Below are 18,897 nucleotides of genomic sequence, written 5' to 3' on the forward strand. Positions count from 1 at the left end.
TTTTCCTCCTCAACCCGTCGATTCCTTATTTTGACACTAATAGATAAATACGCCAAAGAAATTAAAAATCCTTTAAATTTATCGCTTTTTTTTATAAAAACTTACTCACACTCTGTTTTACTCTTGTTTTCGCCCTTATTCGACTTTGTTTTTTCATTTTGTCGAATTTTCTTTATGATCCATAAGAAAAGCACAAGGCGACCGTTTAGCGACGTACAAACCCATCCTGGCAGCAGAACCAGAACTCAAACGCGACGTCCTGTCGCTTCGTCTGCACTAATACATACGTCGCATCGCCCATGTACTCACACATCCTGTGAGCTTCTCCGGGCTAGGCGTTGGAGCTGAATGTCGCCCCAAAGAATTTTATAATTTCTCAAAGCATAAAAAAAGCGAGGGAACGCAGTTGCGGTCCCTCAGCTAGCTTTATCAGTCTGATCTTCATATATATCAATACCTGCTTCGTTTAACATCCATTCAACATGAACGCCATAGCCTGATGTTGGATCATTTACAAAGACATGAGTGACGGCTCCAACCATCTTCCCGTCTTGTACGATGGGACTTCCGCTCATTCCCTGTACAATCCCCCCTGTTTTCTTTAATAATTCAGGATCAACGACCTTTAATACCATTCCTTTTGTCGCAGGGTATTTTTGCGGAATCGTACTAACGATTTCAATATCAAAAGGCTCGACCTTATCTCCATCTGTCACTGTTAAAATTTGAGCCGGTCCTTCTTGTACTTGATTCGCTAATGCAATGGGAAGAGGCTTATCCATAATGCCATTGGTAATCGGCTTCTTTAATTTTCCAAAGATTCCAAATGGACTATTGGTTGTGATATCACCAATCACTTCCCGATTCGCGGAAAATCTCGCTAATTTCTCTCCTGGTGCACCGTTTTTCCCCTTCTCAATGGCTGTAACAGTTGATTTTACAATTTGCCCATGATCCACGACAATTGGTTTTTTCGTGTCCATATCTGAAATAACATGTCCTAAGGCCCCATATTTTTTCGAATTTGGTTCATAAAACGTCATTGTCCCAATTCCTGCCGCCGAATCACGTATATACAAGCCTAATTTAAAAGATTTTTCTTTATCATCTTTTACCGGCTGCAAAGTCGCATTTAATTTCTCTTTCCCTCTTTGTAAAGAAATATCCAATTCCTTTTGATTATTTCCAGCTTCATCTACAAATGGTGCAACATCAGCCATATTATTAATTTTTTTTCCATTTATCTTTGTAATAATATCTCCAAGCTGGATTCCAGCTTCTTCGCCTGGGGATACCTTTTTACCATCTGCTAATACTAAATGGTGCCCTACAACTAAGACACCAAGGGTATTTAGCTTCACTCCCACTGATTGTCCGCCAGGATATACTTTCATATCCTTTAAAACATTCACATCGACCTTTTTCACCGGAAGACCGGCAAATTCTAAAACAAATTCATCCGTCCCAGGACTTTTTCCTTCTAAAGAAATGGCCTGCTGACTTTCTTCTACATCGACCTTCTCTGAAGATGATGTAGAAACTGTCATTGCATTAGCTTTCATTATTGATTGCTCTTGACCTTCAAATAAGGTAATGCTCCCTGGTATCTGAATGAATTGTTGAACAGGTTTACTAAAACTTAACATTAAAAGTGAAACAAGGAGAATTCCACCTATCGCTTTTCTTATCCAATCATGCATGTACTTTTCACTCTCCTCGCTTTCTAGCCCACATCTTTAATTTAGCCCGGTTGTGCTTTATTTATAAGTGGAAGAAAGTAAAAAAGCTGTCCAATATAGGATAGCTTTTCAAGTATTTTTTAAAGTACCTGCGATTTCTAGTAATTCCTTTGCATGTTCCTTCGTTAATTCAGTCATTTCGGCGCCGGAAATCATTCTGGCAATTTCATTTATTTTTTGCTTTTTTTGTAAAATGGTCAATTGCGTCTTCGTTCTGCCAGATTCTTCTTTTTTTGAAATTAGAAAATGAATATCAGACATCGCAGCAACTTGTGGCAAATGGGTAATACAAAATACTTGGGATTGGTAAGAGATTTTCGATATTTTTTCGGCTATTGCTTGTGCAACCCTGCCACTCACGCCTGTATCCACTTCATCAAAAATAATCGAGGTGATGCCTTGATGCTTGGAAAAAATTGTTTTTAGCGCTAACATAATCCTTGATAACTCTCCACCAGAAGCCGTTTTAGATAATGGTTTTAAAGGTTCGCCAGGATTTGTGGAAATATAAAACACTACCTCATCTAGGCCATCTTTTCTAAATTCCAAATGATCTTTTTTATCCGATACAAAGACCGGTTTAAAAACCGCCTTATCCATATAAAGCTCTTTTAATTCACGATGAATAGAGGTGGACAATGCTTCTGCACTCTGCTTTCTTAATTTACCTAAATATTTTCCTTCAACAGCCAAGTCCTTTTTAATGGAATCCAATTTTTCCTCTAGCTGGTCAATCCGCGCTTCTCGATTTGTTAAAGTTTCCATTTCTTCTTCAATTTTAGCGCCATATTCAAGAATTTCTTCAATCGTTTCCCCATATTTTCTTTTCAGTTGGTTTATCTCATGGATTCGACTTTCAATTTCGTTTAATCGTTCTGGGTCAAATTCCATATTCTCCAAACCTTCTCTTATTCGTGTTGAAACATCCTCTAATAAATAGTAACTATTTGCAGTGGTTTCATAAGCATCGGAATATTGTTCATCTAGCTCAGCAGCACTTTCTAAATGGCCCATAGCATGTCCAATATAATCTAGTCCACTTTTCTCTCCTTGCAGTCCTTCATAGCTAGCCTTTAATGAGGCATAAATCTTCTCAAAATTTGCTAATTGCTTTCTTTCTACAAGCAATTGCTCATCTTCATTCAGTTTTAGGTCAGCATTTTGGATGTCTTGAGCTTGAAATTGTAAAAGATCTAATCTCTGAGCGATTTGTTGCTCATTTAATTTAAGATCATTTATTTGTTTAAGTGTTTTGATATAAGTTGAATAAATATCTCTGTAATTCATTAACGCGTTTGCAATTTTTTCACCACCAAATTGATCAAGCAAAGCAAGGTGGCGTGATTCATCCATTAACTCTTGATGCTCATGCTGACCATGAATATCAATAAGAGTCCGTCCCATTTCGCGTAAAATAGAAATCGTCACCAATTTTCCATTTATCCGACAGACACTCTTCCCATTATGAGAGATTTCTCGACGTAAAATTAACATACCATCTTCTATCTCAATGCCAAATTCACGCGAGCGCGAGTAACACGGATGATTTGGCGCTAAATCAAATAAGCCTTCAATCTCCGCCTTTTTTTCTCCATGACGAACAAACTCAGATGAACCTCGTCCCCCCATTAGCAGATGTAAGGCATCAATAATGATTGACTTCCCTGCACCTGTTTCTCCTGTCAAAACTGTTAGACCTTTTTCAAAAGAGACATGTATTTCATCAATAATTGCAAAATTTTTAATTGATAATTCCTGTAACACAATCAATTCCCCTTTTCTAAGAAAAGCGCAAGTGTCTGGTGTAAGAAGAAAGGCATGACGTCTACCACTAGTACGTTACATCGCAACGCCTTCTGACCAACATCCTGTTGCCCTCCAACAAGCAAATGTTCTGAGACAAGAAAAGTCCTGTCTGACTTTAATTAGCTTAGGTTATTAAGCGGAACATCGAGTAAAGCTACGACATCCTGTCGGCAGACTCACTTCGTCTGCACTAATACATCTATACGTGACGCCGATGAACTCATGGACTAGGCGCTGAAGCTAGTTCCAGCAGTAGCCGAATTTATCCTTTCCTAAATTTAACACATTTCAGAGCATATCAATAAATTTTTGATTCACTGATGTGGCATCTTCCGAAGTTCTGCAAATAATTAAACATGTGTCATCTCCACAGATACTGCCCATTATCTCCTCCCAATCTAACTGATCAATCAATGCTCCCACTGCTTGAGCGTTTCCTGGTAAAGTTTTCATAACAATTAAATTTTGTGAGTAATCAATTCCTACGAATGAGTCAGTCAAGGATCGTTTTAATTTTTGTAAAGGGTTAAAGCGTTGGTCTGCTGGAAGGCTATATTTATAACGACCATCCGCTAAGGGAACCTTTACAAGATGTAATTCTTTAATATCACGAGAGACAGTAGCTTGCGTAACATTAAATCCTGCATTTTCCAATTCTTCAACAAGATCATCCTGTGTTTCAATTTCCTTCTTCCCAATTAATTCACGTATTTTTATATGTCGTTGTCCTTTTGTCATTCGTTTTACCGCCTTCAAATTTATATAGTGTGGATTTGTATAATTATACTGTATTATACAACAAAAGACGGAACAAGCAAAAGAGGGGTATCCAATTGGACATCCCTCCTCTTACTTTTTAAATTGATTATGAGCTTGTTCTATAATCTCTACTGTGGAATGGGCAGAAAAGTCCTCCCCAATTGGATTGTGCTCATCTAAACCAAGCCATGAGAGGTGGATAAGAAATTCAATATTTCCTTCTCCTCCTGTAATCGGAGAAAATGATACGTTTTGTATATCATATCCCTGCTGTAAGGAGAATTGTTTAATTTTATCCACGACTTTTACATGAGTGCCTTTTTCTCTCACAATACCTTTCTTCCCTACATCTTCTCTTCCTGCCTCAAATTGGGGTTTTATTAAAGCTACGACATTGCTTTCAGGTGATAACAACCCTTTTAATACAGGTAAAATTAAAGTTAAAGAAATAAAGGAAACATCAATTGTTGCGAAACCAGGCATTCCCTCATCTAAATCTTCGGGCTTTACGTAACGAAAATTGGTTCTTTCCATCACCACAACACGTGGATCATTTCTTAATTTCCAAGCAAGTTGGTTATAGCCGACATCAAGGGCATACACCATTTTCGCACCATTTTGTAAGGCACAATCAGTAAAGCCGCCCGTTGACGCACCAATATCCAACATTACTTTATCTTGGACTGTTAATTGGAACTCCGTCAACGCTTTTTCTAATTTTAAGCCACCGCGACTAACATATGGCAATGGATTCCCTTTGACCTGAATGGGAATATCAATCGCTATTCTTTCTCCTGGCTTATCCAATCGAGTTTCATTTGAAAAGACAATCCCCGCCATAATCGCTCGTTTGGCTTTTTCACGTGTTTCTACTAGACCTCTTTCAACAAGTAAGATATCTAGCCTTTGTTTTTGTATCTTCATATTTGGTTACGCCCTTTTTTTCTTAGCAGGGAGCATAGAATTTATCTTATTCATAATCTGATCTGTAGTTAATCCAATCTCATTCCACAATTCTTTGACACTCCCATGCTCAATAAAGCGGTCAGGGAGCCCCATTCGCTCGATCGTTGTACTACTATACCCATGATCATGAGCAAACTCTAGGACGGCACTGCCAAATCCACCTTCAAGTACGGCTTCTTCCACCGTCAAAATAGGACCACCTGTACTTAAAATACTTTCAAGCATCTTTTCGTCTAGCGGTTTAATAAAGCGAGCATTTATTACTTGCACAGAAATCCCTTGTTTTTCGAATTGATAAGCGGCTTCCATTGACATTGGAATTGTTGTACCAAAAGTTAAAATCGTCGCTGTGGTCCCCTCTTTCAACACTTCCCAACTTCCGATTGGAATTGTTTTATATGTCTCATCCATTGGGACGCCATACCCGTTTCCTCGAGGAAATCTCATAGCAATGGGACCATCATCATATTGATTTGCTGTGTACACCATATGCTGTCCTTCATTCTCATCTTTCGGCATCATAATGACCATATTAGGTAATGAGCGTAGAAAAGCAATATCAAATACACCTTGATGAGTCTCCCCATCTGCTCCTACTAAACCAGCCCGATCTATTCCGATAAAAACATTCAAATTTTGCCGGCAGATATCGTGAAGCACCTGGTCATATGCTCTTTGCAAAAAGGTTGAATAAATAGCAAGGAAAGGTTTCATTCCTTGTGTTGCCAATCCAGCAGCCATTGTCGCTGCATGTTGCTCAGCAATGCCAACATCAAACATTCGATCAGGAAATTCCTCTGCGAATTTTTCAAGCTTAGAGCCCACTGGCATTGCAGGTGTTACGGCTACAATTCTTTGATCCTCACGAGCAAGTTTACGCACGGTTTCACTTACTAATGCACTCCAAGCTGGGGCCGTGTTAACTGGCTTGATAAGATCTCCTGTTTCCGTTTTATACGGACCAGTACCATGCCATGTTCCAACTTTATCATCTTCCGCTGGGCTAAATCCTTTTCCTTTTTTTGTAATAACATGAAGCAGAACAGGACCATCCGTTTTTTTCGCGTATTGAATATTTTCCAACAGTTCATCTAGATTGTGGCCATCAATAGGTCCTAAATAAGTGAAACCTAATTCTTCAAAAAAGATACCGGAAACGAGTAGATATTTCAAGCTGTCTTTCACACGTTCTGCAGTAGAAGCAAGCTTACCACCCACAGCTGGGATCTTTTTCAATAAATATTCTAGTTCATCTTTTACCCACTGATATTTTCCCGCAGTTCTTAATTTTCCAAGCACATTATTTAAGGCCCCTACATTCGGTGCAATCGACATCTCATTATCATTTAGAATAACCGTCATATTCGTTTGGCTGTCACCAATATGATTAAGAGCCTCTAACGCCATTCCACCGGTCAATGCTCCGTCCCCTATTACTGGTATCACATATGAGTTTTCTTTTTTGACATCACGTGCTATAGCCATTCCCATGGCGGCAGATAATGAAGTAGAGCTATGTCCCGTTTCCCAAACATCATGCATACTTTCTGACATTTTTGGAAAACCACATAAACCCTTGTGCTGCCGCAAAGTGTCAAATTGGCTCGCTCGACCGGTTAAAATTTTATGCACATAAGATTGATGCCCAACATCCCAAATAATTTTATCTTTTGGGCTTTCAAAACATTTATGAAGGGCGAGTGTTAACTCAACCACACCTAAATTAGGACCAATATGCCCGCCTGTCCAAGATAATTTCTCGATTAAAAATTCGCGGATCTCTTCACTTAGCTGCTCGAGTTCCTCCTTATTCATCGTTTTTAAAAAAGAAGGGTCTTTAATTGATAAAAGATCCAAATTGGATCACTCACTTTCATTTCTTTGATTTGGACTTAGTGTTCTTTTTCTTGTGATCTTTTATAATCGTAATGTGTATTTTTTCCTCAAGAAATTGCAGTACCTTGCCAACCTGAAAAATAATATTTCTTGAATAGGTAATCGCAAAGGTTTTTCCAAATGCTTTACCACCTACAGTAATGGCAGCTATAAGACTAGTTAAACCTACATTTAAACTATAATCAAGAGGGGAATTATTAGCAATATTATTGCTTTGTGCCAATTGGATGACAACTAATGTTGCCGCTGTACCACTAATGATTCCGGAAATATCTCCAATTACATCATTACAGAAATTAGCAAAACGGTCTGCATTTCGAATGATACGAATAGAATGCTTAGCTCCATAAACTTTTTCCGCTGCCATGGAGTGAAAAGGAGTTTCATTTGCCGCTGTAGCTGCAATACCTATCATATCAAATATTATTCCAATCAGGACAATAAAAAGCACAATCATCAAGCCAAAAGTCCATGATAGCCCATGCAAAGCTCCGTTGGAAGCGATTGAAAAAATAGCCGCTAACACAAATGTGATAACGGCTATGGTGATGCTCCATTTCATTGATTTATGTACAATTTCTTTCATAACCATTAAATTCCATCTTTCCATTAGTGTGCCGGATGGTCATAATAAGAGTAAAAATTACGGCTTAGGTCCAGTAGGTTTTCCCAAGCAAATACCGAATGTCACCATATCGGCGGTTTCCCTTTAAATTCGCTTTGACAAAGTCACCTTATGTCAGACTGGATTACCACTTAGTCCGCACTATAATCCCCTTATTATGTCTAAGAACAGTCTAGGAGATTTCCTCAACAACCCTGAACCTAGTTCCTAGCCTCTTTTGCAAAGTAGATTTCATATGGACGGAAGAAATAGGGACGATGGCCAACCGTATCCTATTCCTTATAACCATAATCCCCTCTAACTTCACTCAAGGCAGGCTACGCTGCTAGTGATACCCTTTTGTCACATTGCAGGTCTATACTTCACTATTCATGCAGTGCTTTTTGCCAGCTGAATAAATGAAGCCTCCGCGGTAAAGGGTCTACGCCCACATGCCTTTGTGGATCGCCCTTAAACCTTTACTCCCAGCTCCGACCCAAGGCTGGGCTCCTCAAGCCGAAACAAGGAACTTCATCGATATGCCCTTTAGTGAATTTTTAGGCCCACCTTCAGAACAGGTAGATTGACTAGAATACTGCACCATCCAGCAGTGTAGCGAAATTATATCATATATTTCTTTTTTCATCAATAAGTGGGAAGTTTACAAAACCTAATATTTTATTTCGTTCATATCCCACGATACAATGCTCTTGAATACATATTTATCCTTTAATTTTGCCGATCTGCGATCAAATCCGTTAGATAATAAAGCAACTCTGTATTTTGTTTTGTAAGATGTAAAGCAGTTTTAGCCTGTTTCGTATGATAAGCTAGCTGTTCTTTTGCACCCTCGAGTGTTAGTAATGCAGGATACGTACTTTTCGATTTCCCATCATCGCTGCCAATAGGCTTTCCAATCAGCTTTTCATCTCCAATCACATCTAAGATGTCATCACTAATCTGAAAGGCTAATCCTATATGTTGGGAAAATTCTTCAAATAATTTTAACTCTTCACTATTCGCACCAGCAATTTTAGCACCTGCTAAAACACTAAATGATAGTAACTTTCCCGTTTTGTGTTGATGAATGTATTCAAGCTCCTTCATCGTTAATTCTTGGTTTTCTGCTTCGATATCCGCGACCTGTCCTCCGACCATTCCAACTGGTCCAGCGTTTTTGGCTAATAATTGGATCAACCAAGCTTTGTCAGCGTTATTTAATTGATCATCATTCGCAATAAGCTCAAAGCTATACGTTAACAGTCCATCCCCCGCCAAAATAGCAAGTGCTTCTCCATATACTTTATGGTTTGTCGGCCTTCCCCGCCTTAAATCATCATCATCCATGCTAGGCAAATCATCATGAATAAGGGAATAAGTGTGAATCATTTCTAATGCACAAGCTGTTGACATTCCCGCTTGTGGATCCTTTCCATACGCATGTATAGTAGCAAATAACAGAAGCGGGCGAATTCTTTTGCCGCCAGCCGTTAAAGAATACTTCATCGCTTCCTGTAGCGATTGTGGTGCTTGCAAGGCATCAATCGCATTAATAAGATTCGTTTCAAGTTGATGTTTATAATGGTTGAGGTATTCCTCCTGATTCACGCTCACTCTTGCTCCTCCTCTTGGAGATGAAAATCCTCCTCTCCTTGATCTGTTAAGACTTTTGTTAATTGCTCTTCTGCATTCTTTAGGCGGTCATGACAAAATTTAGAATACTCCATCCCTTTTTGATAGATGGTCAAGGCCTCTTCTAGTGGGATATCACCTGATTCTAGGCGCCCAACAATTTTTTCAAGCTCATTTATCGCTTGTTCAAATGTCATTTTTTCTTTCATTTCTTTCACCTTTCTCCGCATAATCGACCGTGCAATAATAGTGTCCATCCATCACTCTAACAATTATCTTTTCACCGGTCCCTGCAGCTTCCGTACTTTTAATTAACTCGCCTTTTTCATTATACGTAACACTAAAGCCTCTCCGTAAAATATTCAAAGGACTTAGAGCATCTAATTTAGAAACTTTGTTCAAAAAATCGTGATTCTTCTGGTCAAAAACATACTGAATCTGCCTATTTAACCGCTCGTGAAGATAACGTAATTTTTCCTTATGTAATTCGATCTTTGTAGCAGGATGACGTGCCGCCAAAGCTTGATCTAACTTGCGGAAACGCTCCAGCTTCTGATGTAATAAACGTTCTTGCGCTGTGCGCAACCTTTCACTCCAACGATCTACAGTCTCCCATTTTTGCTCATAAATTTTATGAGGATGGCGATAAATATACGATTGGCGCAAATAGTTTAATTGAGTTTGCTTTAGACGAATCGTTTCAACCATTCCTCGATTCAATCGTTTTTGCAAATTTAATAATCGCTCCATTAATTCCTCTACATGAGGAACAGCCAGCTCGGCCGCGCCAGTAGGGGTAGGTGCTCGTAAGTCTGCAACAAAATCTGTAATCGTAAAATCTGTCTCATGACCAATCGCTGAAATAATTGGAATCGTAGATTGAAAAACAGCCCTTACAACGGCTTCTTCATTAAATGCCCACAGATCTTCGATTGACCCTCCCCCTCTTCCTAAAATAAGCACATCAATATCCTGGCGATCGTTAGCAGCCTGAATCGCTTCAACGATTGATTTTCCTGCTTGCGTTCCTTGCACAAGAACAGGAAGTAAGAGGATTTCGCCCATAGGATAACGTCTTTTGATGGTTGTTATAATATCTCGGACGGCTGCGCCAGTAGGAGAAGTAATGATCCCGATCTTTTGCGGATAAGCTGGAATCGACTTTTTATGAGAAGCTTGGAACAGGCCCTCTTTTTCTAACTTTTCTTTCAATTGCTCATAAGCAAGAAATAGCTCTCCAATCCCGTCTGGTAACATCTCTTGCACATAAATTTGGTATTGGCCCGATTGTTCATATACTGAAATATTTCCTTTTATTAACACATGCAAACCGTTTTCCGGATTAAATTTCATTTTTGTAGCCGATCTCGAGAACATAACAGCCATAATTCTTGCTTGATCATCTTTTAACGTAAAATATAAATGGCCACTTGTATGTTTTTTAAAATTCGAAATTTCACCTTTTACAAAAATATTCATTAAATGAGGGTCTGCATCAAATTTTCTTTTTATGTACTTGGTTAAAGCTTGGACAGATAAGTATGATGGATTCTTCATTTCTTCACCTTCTAATTAGTAAAAACGCAAGGACCTACTTTGAAGTCTGAATAACAATGGTTTTCTTTCACAGAAAAAGCTGCATTCCAATAATCTGGATGACAGCTTTTTCTCATACTCTTAATTCTATTGTACTTGTTTTTATCCATGATTGCGATGATTTAATTTATTTTTAGCCGACTTCACAGTGTTATATAATAACATTGTAATCGTCATAGGGCCGACACCACCTGGGACAGGAGTAATATATCCCGCTTTGTTGGAAACATCTGTAAAATCAACATCTCCACATAACTTCCCATTTTCATCACGGTTCATTCCTACGTCAATAACAATAGCGCCATCCTTCACATATTCAGATGTAATCATGTTTGCTTTACCAATAGCTGCGACGACTATATCTGCCTCTTTTGTGTGTGAAGCCAAATCGGTTGTTTTTGAATGCGTATAAGTAACTGTCGCATTTTCGTTTAACAATAACTGTCCCATTGGCTTTCCAACAATATTACTCCGACCAACAATAACAGCATTTTTTCCAGCAATGGTGATTTTCTCATACTTCAACATTTCAATAATGCCAAATGGTGTACAAGGAAAAAATGTATCTTGACCTGTCATCATTTTCCCAATATTAATCGGGTGAAATCCATCCACATCTTTTTCAGGAGAAATGGATTCTATTACCTTTATCTCGGAGATATGGTCAGGTAATGGTAACTGTACCAAAATTCCATGGATGTCGTTACGATTATTTAGTTCTGCAATATGCTGCAATAATTCATTTTCGGATACATTAGTTGGCAGCTCAATTAAAATTGATTCCATTCCGATCGCTTTGCAACTTTTTTGCTTGGATGTGACATACGTCCGTGAAGCTTGGTTATCTCCCACTAAGATTACCGCGAGTCCTGGCTTCATTCCCGCCTCTGTCAGCTCTTTTACTTCTTCTGCAAGCTTTTTGCGAGTTGCTTGTGCTATTTTCTTTCCATCAATTAATTTGGCAGTCATCCTCTTCCCCCTTGCATGGATTTATCCCAGTACAACCTGTCTGCTAGTCTCGCTATATTTAAAGATGCCTTCCATGATGATAGATACTAGCTACACGCCCTGTTGAACCAATATAAATCAGCCTTCTTTTTTAGCTTTTGAAAGGATCCCGTTAATAAATTTTCCTGATTGATCATCACCAAATATTTTTGCGACTTCAATGGCTTCATTGATTGCCACATTCTCAGGTATGTCATCATGAAATAATAATTCATACATACCTATCCTTAATATGGTGATATCGACTTTTGCAAGACGATCTAGTGTCCAGTTTTCCAAATGTTTTTGGATTTCAGCATCAATTTCCGGTAAATGTTGAATAGTCCCTTCCACCAATTGCTGTAAAAAAGAATCCTTCTTTTCGCCTTCTAATACATTCTCGATTGCTTCTTCTGCTTCTATTCCACTTATATTCATTTGGAACAAAGCTTGTAATGCCTTTTCACGTGCAGTTCTTCTTTTCATGTAGTATGATAATCTCCTTTAGGCCCGCATAGGAGGCGGGTCAAAACGGTATTGCGATGTACAGGCCATACTTAGAGCAGGCGAAGCGACAGAATGTCGTAGCTTAGCCTGCATTAGTACGTCGCGAACTTAGCCGTTCTTCCTTAATATCTAAGTTCCTCGCGTTTTGAGTGCCTTATTCTTCAATCTCTAATTCATGTTCTAATTTATGTGTTTCAAATGCAACGCCCACAATATGAATATTGACTTCTTCTGCTTCTAAGGCAGTCATATTATAAAGTGTTTGTTTGATATTATCTTGTACCTTTTGGGCTACAGTCGGAATTGATACACCAAAATCCATTAGACAGAATACATCCACTTTAATCCCATCATCTGTCAACTCAACTCGAATGCCCTTTCCATGATTTTTCTTTCCTAGCTTTTCAACAACACCACTAGCAAAATTCCCACGCATTTGCGCAATTCCATCTACTTCAGAAGCAGCAATCCCTGCGATTACCTCAATTACTTCTGGAGCGATCTCGATTTTACCATGACTTTGTTCATCGTCTTGAATCATTTCCAACATATTCATTGCTTCTTCCATGCTTTGCACCCCCAATTATTTTTGGCCCATTACATCGTGGATCTCTAGAAACTTCGTATTAAAGTCCCCTTGTACAAATGTTTCATTCTCCAATAAATTTAAATGAAATGGGATGGTTGTTTGAATTCCTTCAATCACAAATTCTCCTAAAGCACGTTTCATTTTGGCAATTGCTTCTTCACGAGTTTTCCCATAAGAAATTACCTTTGCTACCATTGAATCATAGTATGGTGGGATTGTATAGCCTGGATATACACCTGAATCCACTCTTACCCCAGGGCCCCCCGGAGGCAAATACATTTCAATCCGTCCTGCAGAAGGCATGAAGTTCTTTTCTGGATTTTCTGCATTAATTCTGCATTCTATGGACCAGCCACGAAATTCAACATCTTCCTGTTTTACATAAAGTTTTTCTCCTGCAGCGACACGAATTTGCTCTTTAATTAAGTCGATCCCTGTTACCATTTCTGTAACAGGATGCTCTACTTGGATTCTCGTATTCATCTCCATGAAATAAAATTCCTGACTTCCTCGGTCATAAATAAATTCAATCGTACCTGCTCCTGTGTACTCTACCGCTTTGGCGGCCTGAACAGCAGCCTGTCCCATTTGCTCCCTTGTTTCGGGATCAATAGCTGGAGAAGGTGTTTCCTCTAGTAATTTTTGCAGCCTCCGTTGGATGGAACAATCTCTTTCACCCAGATGAATTACATTGCCAAACTGATCTGCCAAAACTTGAATTTCCACATGACGAAAATCCTCTATATATTTTTCTAAATATACTCCTGGATCGCCAAAAGCTGTTTCAGCTTCTTGTCTTGTAATTTTAATTCCCTTGATCAATTCATCCTCTGTACGAGCTACTCGAATCCCTTTCCCGCCTCCACCGGCGGTGGCTTTAATAATCACCGGATAGCCCATTTCATTCGCTAGTTCAACGCCATCCTCAATTTTTTCAATAATGCCGCGAGAGCCCGGAACAATCGGGACACCTGCTTCTTTCATTGTTTCCCTAGCTACATCTTTTGTACCCATTTTAGAGATCGCATCAGGACTAGGCCCTATAAAGATGATATTGCAGACACGGCATAATTCTGCAAAATCTGCATTTTCAGCTAAAAAACCATACCCCGGATGAATGGCGTCACAGCCTGTTAATTTTGCAACCCCGACGACATTTAATGTATTTAAATAACTATCTTTAGAGGCATTAGGCCCTATACAATAGGCCTCATCAGCTAGTTGAACATGAAGCGCCTCTTGGTCTGCCTCAGAATACACAGCTACTGTCTCAATGTCCATTTCCTTACAAGCTCGAATAATTCTTACCGCGATCTCGCCTCTATTAGCGATTAATATTTTCTTTATCATAGCCCATACTCCTTACTTTTGCTTAACCAAGAATAATGGTTGACCATATTCAACCAATTGACCATCCTTGACAAGAATCTCGACAATTTCACCTTCGACTTCAGCTTCAATTTCATTAAATAACTTCATTGCTTCTACGATACAAACAACTGAATCCTCATGGACAATAGAACCTACTTCAACATAAGCAGGAGTATCAGGAGATGACGCCGTATAGAAAGTTCCAACCATTGGAGAAACAATTTGATGATATTGATCTGAATGAGCTTCTGAAGACTTTTCTTGCTCATTATTTTGTTGAACTGTTACATCCGGTGCTTGTGCAGGGGTAGATGGTTGAGTGGCCGCTACAGGCAATGGATTAGTAGGTGGTGCTTGAATTGATTGTACAGTCGATCGTTTTTTCAATTCTACTTTAGATCCTTCATGTTTATACACAAATTCTTCTATAGAGGATTGATCAATTAATTTGATAATCTCGCGAATTTCTTCTATTTTTAACATAATGACACTCCTTAAAATTTATGAGTAGCTGCTAATATCATAATATAATACCTCATAAAAATTCAATCCTTCCTTCTCTATTATTAAAAAAACATGAAAGTGCGTGTTCAAAAAAGAGGATAAAAAGGACCAAGTCGGTTAAAAATGCTAACGTCCTGTCAGTAACACCGAGGCCTGCAGGACGCAGGTCACAAAGGTGTTACGACAGGATCTTGCGGATTTAGTCTTTGATCCTTCTGGACATCCTGAACATCCTCTGAGAAAAGAAATGGGACGGATGGGAATCCCCCCTCCGTCCTCAGTTTATTTCGTGTCAAATTCGATATTCGGCACATAACTCGTACTGATTTCATCTTTTACAACTTTAAGGATACTCACAGCATCTGCTGCTGAATGTTCTTCTGCTTTCACCATAATATTGACTGTATGATCTTCTATTTCCACTAGTGCATCACTATATCCCAAACCTATTATACTTGTTTCAATAATATTTTCTTTTGTTGCCATTTCATCAATTTTTTCCATTTCATCATACAATTTATTTTTTTCATCTGCTGTTAATTCTTTCTCCCCTAATTGGCTTTGCAAGTTTAGCTTTTCTTCACTACGCTTATCTTGCAAATCCATGCGCATGGCTTCATAGATTTCATCACCCGCTGCTTGAGTCATGATGTCTATATCCTTATCGCTCATTTGGTTACTGGCACTTTCTGCTTCCTCTTCCCCGCTTGTCGCCAAATCATTAGATGTTGGATTCTGCAGAACATAATAGACCGATAATACGACCACAAGACTTAACATTGTTAATAACCAAACCGTTTGCTTTTTCAAGAGCATTAAGATTCCCCCTTAGATTTTTTTGGAATAACGGCCACTTTATGAACAGGTACATTTAAAGACTTGGTTACAGCCTCTCTAATCCATTTTTTCACTTGCATATTATCTGCTCCCTCCGCCACAACCAAAACACCTTGAATATCTGGCTTTCTTGTCTCTGAGGTGAGAGGCGTTTCTTTATCTCCATTTTGGATGATAACAATCTGTTCTTCCTTTGACTGATCTTCAACTTGTCTTGTCCCCCCGTTTGTATCGCCTTCTTGGGTTGTCTGATTTCTTAAGACAGTATCTTTCTCGTATACTTTTTTTTCTGTTCCAGAGACAGTGACAATAACGGTAGCACTTTGAACACCTACAATCGACTCCAAAGCCTCCTTTAACTGCTGTTCATACTGATCTTCAAATAATTGCATCCCATCATTTGATTCTGATTGCTTCGAACCAAATGCCTCAGAGCTTTCATCATATTCTTTATCTAGTACGGCTGCTGGATGTTCCTCGACATCACTTTTCCATAGGCTACCCATGATCATAAATAAAGCTCCTAATGCAAGTAAGATGAGAAGATAAGTTGTTTTACCGCCATTTTTTCCGGGAGGCTTTTGTTTAAGGTTTTCTAATTTTTCTTTTATCCATTGAAAAGGATTATTATGATTCGCCATCTTTTCCTGGTTCCTCCCCCGAAACAATTTCAATGACATCTTCAGGAATTTCCCATCGATTAGACAGTAAGGCTTTGATTTCACTGTTTGGCTGACTGCTTTCCTTCGGCTTTTCTTCTTTTGTATTGATATTAACTGGTTCTACAATCGTTATTTCATTTTCGGAAGGGGCGATATGAACCACCACCTGATTGATCTGTTCTTCTGGTTGATCCATATTGGCATCGGCAGAGATTTGTATGTGGTTAATTACGACCTGATAATGATCCATCAACTCCTTTTCCACTTCCTTTTTCATTTGGACAGCCATCTGATCTAATGTATATGCATCTTGTGAGGCTTGTATCTCTATTTTTTTCTTTTCTAGCAAATTTCCTGTTGATTGTTCACTTGCTTCTATCTTTTTTGTAAAAGAGGTCAATACTTGTTCATAATCACTTGATAATAATTGAAATAAAGGTGTGATAATGATGGAAATAAGCAATAGGCCTGTCACAAGCTTTACGTATTTTCGCATATTATTCGCCGGCAAAAGCATGTCGATAATCATTGCTAGAAGAAGGAAGATAATAATATTCAGAATCCAATCTTTTATAAATTCCATATGCTCTCCTCCTTACCGAACCATCATCGTAATATTGCCAGAGGTAATAATAATCGTCATACTAACAAAAAACATGAAAGAAACAATGGCTAATGAGGCAAACACATAAATCATACTGTTGCTTACAGCATTTAAACAAGAAATTACTGGGCCATCTCCAAGCGGCTGTAGTAAAGCTGCTGATAGTTTGTAAATAAAGGATATGATCAATATTTTTATAGCTGGAAAAGCGGCGATTAAAAGAAGAATGACGACGCCTGCAATTCCAATGGTATTCTTCAATAAAACGGAAGCCGATAGTACCGTATCAGCTGCATCTGTAAACATCTTCCCAACAACTGGAACAAAATTTCCTGTTACAAACTTAGCTGTCTTAATCGCAACCCCATCTGCAACAGCAGAAGCAGCTCCACGCAAGGACATCACACCGAGCAGAATCGTAATAAAAGCACCTAACAGGCCAACACTCGCTTTCTTTAGCAAACCAGCTAATTGAGAGACCTTGATCTCGCCATTCAAGGCATTGGCGATGCTCAACAATGTAGAAAGAAATAATAGGGGTAAAACGCCGTTTTTAATCAACAAACTACTAATATTTATTAAAAACACAAGGATCGGATGATAAAAACCTGAGGAAGTAACTCCTCCAGACGAGGCAATTAAGGCTAGTAAAAGCGGCAATAACGCCAAAATAAATTGACTCATTTGGTCAATCGCTTCAATTGCATATTCACTTGCAACCCGAAAACTATTGAGCGCGATAATAATAAGGACCATAAAAATAATTGAATAGGCAACCTTACTAACAGCACCTTGTTCAAATGCGTTATGAAGAGATTGCAAAAACACACTAAAAATTGTCAAAAGCATCAAAGTGCCTAAAAGCTTTAAATTCAGCGATATTTCTTGAACGATGAACGCAATAATTCCATTCATCCAGGCTTGCATAGAGGAGGTCCCGTCTCCTTTGACAAAGTCGATCAGGGTCCCCCGTTTACTTTCGGGTAAATAATTCCCGTAATTTTCAACAACTGTGTCCCAATATTGATTCAATTCCTCAAGTCCTAAATCTTCCATATAACGATCTAACGTACTCTCTTTTTCATCTTCTATAGGTTGTTCCTCTTGAGCATTAACTTGTCCGGGTTCCATAAACATAAGTATAAAGAACAAAAGAATCATCCAATGGCGGAATTTCATCTATTTCCACTCCGTTCTACAAATGCATTTTAGGCAGGCATTAGAGCAAGAATTGTTTCAATTAGAACTGTTAAGATTGGCACTGCCATCGCTAATATTAATATTTTCCCAGCTAATTCTACCTTGGCTGCAAGAGAACCTAGACCCGCATCTTTGCTAATATGAGATGTGAATTCTGCAATATAGGCAATTCCAATTATTTTTAAAATTGTCTTTACATACATAGAGTTCACATTAGCATTTGCCGCCAGCGTATCAATCATCATAATGATCTTCTGAATTTGATCAACAAGAAATAGGAATACTCCTGTTCCTGTAAATAATATAAGCAAAAAAGCAAACCCAGGCTTTTGCTCCTTAATCGCTAATACCAGAAATGTCGTAATCAGGGCGATCCCCGCAATTTGCAACATAACAATGACGGACTCCCCCTATCACTGAAATAAAAACACCGAACGGATTTTCTGAAAAAGCCCGTCAACGATTGTCACAACCATAAATAAGATATAAATAAAACCAAACAAAGTGACCCACTGGGCATATTCTTTTTTTCCCACCTGGTCAAGGATCGTATGCAAAAAAGCAACAACGATGCCGACTCCAGCAATTTTGAAGATGACATCTACCTCTATGCCCATTCTCGTAACCTCCTATTTATC

General features: G+C 38.7%; 20 protein-coding genes. All 20 read right to left on the bottom strand.

What is annotated here, in order from left to right; genetic code table 11:
- Window positions 1-416 precede the first annotated feature (416 nt).
- The 20 genes from spoIVB to spoIIIAC all read right to left on the bottom strand — a co-directional run bounded on the left by spoIVB (window position 417) and on the right by spoIIIAC (window position 18,876).
- Complete coding sequence (gene spoIVB / locus KI375_RS19705; RefSeq protein WP_212975150.1) at window positions 417-1,700, bottom strand: SpoIVB peptidase; 1,284 nt, start codon at window positions 1,698-1,700, stop codon at window positions 417-419.
- Window positions 1,701-1,808: 108 nt separating this feature from the next.
- A complete protein-coding gene (gene recN / locus KI375_RS19710) occupies window positions 1,809-3,503 on the bottom strand; it encodes a DNA repair protein RecN (RefSeq protein ID WP_212975151.1) in 1,695 nt (564 codons plus the stop codon).
- A gap of 330 nt (window positions 3,504-3,833) precedes the next feature.
- Window positions 3,834-4,283: a transcriptional regulator AhrC/ArgR gene (gene ahrC / locus KI375_RS19715; RefSeq protein WP_212975152.1), complete on the bottom strand. Its 450-nt coding sequence runs from the start codon at window positions 4,281-4,283 to the stop codon at window positions 3,834-3,836.
- A gap of 111 nt (window positions 4,284-4,394) precedes the next feature.
- Window positions 4,395-5,228: a TlyA family RNA methyltransferase gene (locus KI375_RS19720; RefSeq protein WP_212975153.1), complete on the bottom strand. Its 834-nt coding sequence runs from the start codon at window positions 5,226-5,228 to the stop codon at window positions 4,395-4,397.
- Between the two features lie 6 nt (window positions 5,229-5,234).
- The gene (gene dxs, locus KI375_RS19725; protein ID WP_212975154.1) at window positions 5,235-7,127 is read right to left on the bottom strand and encodes a 1-deoxy-D-xylulose-5-phosphate synthase; all 1,893 of its coding nucleotides are present in this window, start codon (window positions 7,125-7,127) and stop codon (window positions 5,235-5,237) included.
- A gap of 16 nt (window positions 7,128-7,143) precedes the next feature.
- On the bottom strand, window positions 7,144-7,752 hold the full coding sequence (locus tag KI375_RS19730; protein WP_212975155.1) for a hypothetical protein: 609 nt from the start codon (window positions 7,750-7,752) through the stop codon (window positions 7,144-7,146).
- Between the two features lie 747 nt (window positions 7,753-8,499).
- On the bottom strand, window positions 8,500-9,378 hold the full coding sequence (locus tag KI375_RS19735) for a polyprenyl synthetase family protein (RefSeq protein ID WP_212975211.1): 879 nt from the start codon (window positions 9,376-9,378) through the stop codon (window positions 8,500-8,502).
- 2 nt (window positions 9,379-9,380) lie between these two features.
- Complete coding sequence (xseB, locus tag KI375_RS19740; RefSeq protein WP_212975156.1) at window positions 9,381-9,611, bottom strand: exodeoxyribonuclease VII small subunit; 231 nt, start codon at window positions 9,609-9,611, stop codon at window positions 9,381-9,383.
- Window positions 9,589-10,959, bottom strand: coding sequence for an exodeoxyribonuclease VII large subunit (gene xseA / locus KI375_RS19745; protein WP_212975157.1), 1,371 nt, complete (start codon window positions 10,957-10,959; stop codon window positions 9,589-9,591). Before xseA ends, xseB begins: the two co-directional genes overlap by 23 nt.
- A 141-nt stretch (window positions 10,960-11,100) precedes the next feature.
- A complete protein-coding gene (gene folD, locus KI375_RS19750) occupies window positions 11,101-11,967 on the bottom strand; it encodes a bifunctional methylenetetrahydrofolate dehydrogenase/methenyltetrahydrofolate cyclohydrolase FolD (protein ID WP_212975158.1) in 867 nt (288 codons plus the stop codon).
- A 117-nt stretch (window positions 11,968-12,084) separates the two neighbouring features.
- Window positions 12,085-12,471, bottom strand: coding sequence for a transcription antitermination factor NusB (nusB, locus tag KI375_RS19755; protein ID WP_212975159.1), 387 nt, complete (start codon window positions 12,469-12,471; stop codon window positions 12,085-12,087).
- 175 nt (window positions 12,472-12,646) lie between these two features.
- Window positions 12,647-13,060 (bottom strand): Asp23/Gls24 family envelope stress response protein, encoded by a 414-nt coding sequence (locus KI375_RS19760; RefSeq protein WP_212975160.1) that lies wholly within the window; start codon window positions 13,058-13,060, stop codon window positions 12,647-12,649.
- Window positions 13,061-13,075: 15 nt separating this feature from the next.
- Window positions 13,076-14,431: an acetyl-CoA carboxylase biotin carboxylase subunit gene (gene accC / locus KI375_RS19765; RefSeq protein WP_207452770.1), complete on the bottom strand. Its 1,356-nt coding sequence runs from the start codon at window positions 14,429-14,431 to the stop codon at window positions 13,076-13,078.
- Between the two features lie 12 nt (window positions 14,432-14,443).
- The gene (accB, locus tag KI375_RS19770; protein ID WP_212975161.1) at window positions 14,444-14,935 is read right to left on the bottom strand and encodes an acetyl-CoA carboxylase biotin carboxyl carrier protein; all 492 of its coding nucleotides are present in this window, start codon (window positions 14,933-14,935) and stop codon (window positions 14,444-14,446) included.
- A gap of 303 nt (window positions 14,936-15,238) precedes the next feature.
- Window positions 15,239-15,772 (bottom strand): SpoIIIAH-like family protein, encoded by a 534-nt coding sequence (locus tag KI375_RS19775; RefSeq protein ID WP_212975162.1) that lies wholly within the window; start codon window positions 15,770-15,772, stop codon window positions 15,239-15,241.
- Entirely contained in the window at window positions 15,772-16,434 is a 663-nt protein-coding gene (gene spoIIIAG, locus KI375_RS19780) for a stage III sporulation protein AG (RefSeq protein ID WP_212975163.1), read from the bottom strand. Before spoIIIAG ends, KI375_RS19775 begins: the two co-directional genes overlap by 1 nt.
- Complete coding sequence (gene spoIIIAF / locus KI375_RS19785; protein ID WP_212975164.1) at window positions 16,421-17,038, bottom strand: stage III sporulation protein AF; 618 nt, start codon at window positions 17,036-17,038, stop codon at window positions 16,421-16,423. The genes spoIIIAG and spoIIIAF overlap by 14 nt, the downstream gene beginning before the upstream one ends.
- Window positions 17,039-17,050: 12 nt before the next feature.
- Complete coding sequence (gene spoIIIAE, locus KI375_RS19790; RefSeq protein ID WP_212975165.1) at window positions 17,051-18,238, bottom strand: stage III sporulation protein AE; 1,188 nt, start codon at window positions 18,236-18,238, stop codon at window positions 17,051-17,053.
- Window positions 18,239-18,267: 29 nt separating this feature from the next.
- The gene (gene spoIIIAD, locus KI375_RS19795; RefSeq protein ID WP_207452764.1) at window positions 18,268-18,651 is read right to left on the bottom strand and encodes a stage III sporulation protein AD; all 384 of its coding nucleotides are present in this window, start codon (window positions 18,649-18,651) and stop codon (window positions 18,268-18,270) included.
- A 21-nt stretch (window positions 18,652-18,672) separates the two neighbouring features.
- On the bottom strand, window positions 18,673-18,876 hold the full coding sequence (gene spoIIIAC / locus KI375_RS19800) for a stage III sporulation protein AC (protein WP_057983258.1): 204 nt from the start codon (window positions 18,874-18,876) through the stop codon (window positions 18,673-18,675).
- Between the last annotated feature and the right edge of the window lie 21 nt (window positions 18,877-18,897).

It is taken from the genome of Bacillus sp. J14TS2, from assembly GCF_018333015.1.
Classification (GTDB): Bacteria; Bacillota; Bacilli; order Bacillales; family Bacillaceae_C; genus Lederbergia.